Source organism: Bacillus sp. ISL-7, assembly GCF_018613065.1.
In genome coordinates this window covers 1-4,036 of the sequence record NZ_JAGGQW010000036.1, presented here as the reverse complement: position 1 = coordinate 4,036, position 4,036 = coordinate 1, and the positions used below count along the sequence as shown (strand labels likewise).

Below are 4,036 nucleotides of genomic sequence, written 5' to 3'. Positions count from 1 at the left end.
TGATCGGAAAAACTGGAAAAAGAAAAAGCATACAGCTATTAAAATTTTTCGTAGATTACAAGATGAAACCTTCAGTTATGGTCTTTAAACAAGGATATTTTTAATTCATCTCAAAAACTATCATTCTTTCAGTTTCAAGTTTTGTTCAAAATTATTAAAAAACCAAAGAAAAAAGCCATTCGTTTCTCTATTAAAGGCGAATGGCTTTAAATAATAATTGTATGTTCTCTGATCATAGAGAGAAGCGACAATCCCTTGTACCGCGACCAGCCAAGCACGGCCTTGATATGAATTTGTTCTGTAAACATCAACAGAACTTTTTGGTACAGTAATATTTATTTCATATTCCTTTAGTATGGTTAAGGGTGAGTCAATAAAAGATAGGTATTGAGAGATTCTATGAACCAAGTCATACTCAAGTTCAACTGACATTATCTTGGGTTGGCAGCGATCCTATTATTTTCCGCTATTCTTAATTTCTATAAGTTAGGACAGGAGGATATGGAAATCCTTATTATTCTGCAGCAGTAAAAAGCATGTTGGAGAGTTGGCACAACTTTAGATATGTTAAATAATGAACATGAGTTTTGTATGTCCAATTTAAAAGATATGTTGAATCAAAACAACTAGAATGTCACTAAATGTAAAAAACTGAAGAATTAATAGTTTAACTTTTTAAAGTATAGGACTTTGAAAGGTTTTGGATGTTTTTGAAAGATTTTGAATGAAAGTGATTGATTTTTGTTAATCTTTTAGATAGAATTTAATTAAAGAAATTGAAGTGATTTCTCTGGAAGAATAAATTTAATGGATAGCTTTAAAAGGGAGATGCTGTTTTTAGGATCTAAAAACTGTGCAAACATAGGGAATTTTAAAAAAAACAGATACTTGATGAATCATATTGTTATCGAGATTTAGGCGTTGAAGACATATGTTTATGAATACATATGTGAAATTAGGATAGTTAATATCTAGAAAAATACTTTAAAAACAATCAAAAACATTCAACGAAAAAGGGCAATACCTATATATAACAAATTTTAAAGGTATAAGATTGATTTCAAACATCGTCACTTTTAAGGTTATTTCTTAGCTACTGAAATTTTCTAAAATGACACAATAAGAAAAACAATAATGAAGGTTGTGAAATGATGATTTATACGTGCACATTAAATCCATCTGTCGATTACGTCGTACATGTACAAGATTTTCAATTAGGTGAATTAAATCGAATGTCATTGGATGTAAAATATCCAGGTGGGAAAGGCATTAACGTTTCCCGGGTTTTAAAACGTGCGGGAGTTGAAAGTAAAGCCCTTGGGTTTATTGGTGGATTTACAGGTTCATATGTCGAAGAATTTTTAAATGAAGAAGGCATTTCCACAAATTTTATTCATGTAAATGGTGATTCCCGTATTAATATCAAATTGAAAACAGATGAAACAGAAACAGAGATTAATGGGCAAGGCCCTGAGGTTAGCAATGACCAAGTCAGGCAGCTTATCAAACAAGTAGAAAGCTTACAAAATGACGATATTCTTGTACTGGCTGGAAGCATTCCAAGCTCGCTGCCTAGTGATTTTTATTCAAAGCTTACAAAAATCGCAAAAAAGCAAGGGGCAAAAGTGGTGGTGGATGCGAGCGGCAAAGTACTTCTTGATATCGTTGAACAAGGGCCTTTTTTCATTAAACCGAATCATCATGAACTCGGTGAGTTGTTTGACGTTACGATTAAGACACCAGAAGAGGCGATTCCTTACGGTCAAAGATTGCTTGAATTAGGTGCTGAAAATGTGGCCATTTCGATGGCTGGAAAAGGGGCGCTCCTGATTACGAAGGAAGCGATCTATCAAGCAACTGTTCCAAAAGGAACCGTAAAAAATTCAGTTGGTGCGGGGGACTCTCTTGTGGCTGGTTATCTAGCGGATTATTTACAAAAAGGGGATGTTGTGGAAGCATTTCGAACGGGTGTTGCTACTGGAAGTGCGACTGCGTTCTCATTAGAGCTATGTACGCAGGAAGATGTGGAGCGTCTTATTCCGAAGGTTGAAATCAAAAAAATTAGATTGGGAGTAGTTCTAGCATGAAAATTACAGACTTATTAAAAAAAGATACGATTATCCTTGATTTGCAGAGTACTTCAAAAGTTGATGTAATTGAAGAACTTGTAGGAAAGCTAGAAGCCGCAGGCCGTTTAGAAAGCCGTGAAAATTATAAGGAAGCGATTTTAAAACGGGAATCTCAAAGTACAACTGGAATTGGTGAAGGAATTGCAATACCACATGCGAAAACAAGTGCAGTCAAAACACCAGCAATTGCATTTGGGCGTGCAGTTAACGGAATTGATTATGAATCACTTGACGGTCAGCCAGCACGTTTATTCTTTATGATTGCTGCTAGTGACGGGGCAAATAATACCCACTTAGAGACACTTTCTCGTTTATCAATGTTATTGATGGATGCAGATTTCCGTCAAGTGTTGCTTAAAGCAGATTCCATTGATTTTGTCCTTAAGGCGATTGATGAAAAGGAGCGTGAAGGGGAAGAAGAGGATGAAGTTGTGGAAGATAGCAACGAGAATCTCATCCTTGCTGTTACTGCTTGTCCTACAGGAATCGCCCATACATACATGGCAGCTGATAGTTTAAAAGCAAAAGCAAAAGAAATGAATGTCAACTTGAAGGTTGAAACAAATGGTTCCAGCGGAGTAAAGGGAAAGTTAACAGAAGAAGAAATTGAAAGCGCAGTCGCGATTATCGTTGCAGCAGATAAACAAGTAGAAATAGACCGTTTCAAGGGTAAACATGTCATTCAAGTACCGGTAGCACATGGGATTCGCCGCCCTCAAGAACTAATTGAACAGGCATTGAAACAAGATGCACCTGTTTATAAAGTTGGCGGTAGTTCCGCATCGGGAGAGGAAGTAAAAACAGACTCAACAGAACGCCGCGGCTTTTATAAACATTTAATGAACGGTGTATCCAACATGCTGCCATTCGTTGTTGCTGGTGGGATTTTAATTGCCATTTCATTTATTTTTGGGGTCCATGCGTCAGATCCAAACTCCCCATCTTATAATCCAATTGCCGCGACCTTAAAGACTATTGGAAGTAAATATGTATTTTCGTTAATGATTCCTGTATTAGCTGGTTTTATTGCTATGAGTATTGCGGATCGCCCTGGTTTTGTTGCTGGTATGGTAGGCGGTTTAATGGCATCATTGGGCGGGGCAGGATTTTTAGGAGGTATAATTGCTGGTTTTCTTGGAGGATATATTGTCGTTGGCTTAAAAAAAGCGCTTATTCGTCTGCCGCACTCATTAGATGGTATTAAGCCAGTTTTATTATACCCGTTATTTGGTGTATTACTGACAAGTCTTATCATGATGTACATCATTATTAATCCTGTAAAAGCGTTTAATGATGGATTAACAACATGGTTACAAGGATTAGGGTCAACAAATTTGTTATTTTTAGGTTTAATTCTTGGTGGGATGATGGCGATCGATATGGGAGGACCAATTAATAAAGCAGCACTCACATTCGGAATTGCGATGATTGATTCAGGTAACTATGCTCCCCATGCAGCAATTATGGCGGGTGGTATGGTTTCACCATTAGGCCTTGCGTTTGCAACGACATTTTTTCGTAACAAATTTACAGAACAAGAACGTGAAGCAGGAAAAACGAGCTATATTATGGGGTTATCCTTTATTACTGAAGGTGCGATACCATTTGCGGTAGCAGACCCAGCCCGTGTCATTCCAGCATGTGTAATCGGTTCAGCGATAGCGGGTGCCTTAACAATGTTATTTAAAATTGGCTTGCCTGCCCCGCACGGTGGAGTATTTGTCATTCCAATTGTCATAGGTAATCCATTTCTTTATGCATTGGCCATTTTAATTGGATCAATTGTAACTGCGCTCATAGTTGGTTTCTTGAAACCTATCAAAATAGAAAACAATATTGAAGGTGAAAGGGCCGCATAAAGTGAGGCTTGACTGGTAATTTGACAGTAAGGCATTTAAAACTTGGGC

Annotated in this window: 2 protein-coding genes; both read left to right on the top strand. The window is 37.1% G+C overall.

Going from position 1 to position 4,036, the window contains the following annotated elements; genetic code table 11:
* Window positions 1–1,151: 1,151 nt before the first annotated feature.
* On the top strand, window positions 1,152–2,087 hold the full coding sequence (pfkB, locus tag J7E66_RS14750; protein ID WP_215001259.1) for a 1-phosphofructokinase: 936 nt from the start codon (window positions 1,152–1,154) through the stop codon (window positions 2,085–2,087).
* The gene (locus J7E66_RS14745; protein WP_215001227.1) at window positions 2,084–3,988 is read left to right on the top strand and encodes a PTS fructose transporter subunit IIABC; all 1,905 of its coding nucleotides are present in this window, start codon (window positions 2,084–2,086) and stop codon (window positions 3,986–3,988) included. Before pfkB ends, J7E66_RS14745 begins: the two co-directional genes overlap by 4 nt.
* Window positions 3,989–4,036 lie beyond the last annotated feature (48 nt).

Coding starts and splice junctions, on each gene's coding strand:
- pfkB (WP_215001259.1), top strand. CDS start 1,152: ATGATTTATACGTGCACATTAAATCCATCTGTCGATTACGTCGTACAT.
- J7E66_RS14745 (WP_215001227.1), top strand. CDS start 2,084: ATGAAAATTACAGACTTATTAAAAAAAGATACGATTATCCTTGATTTG.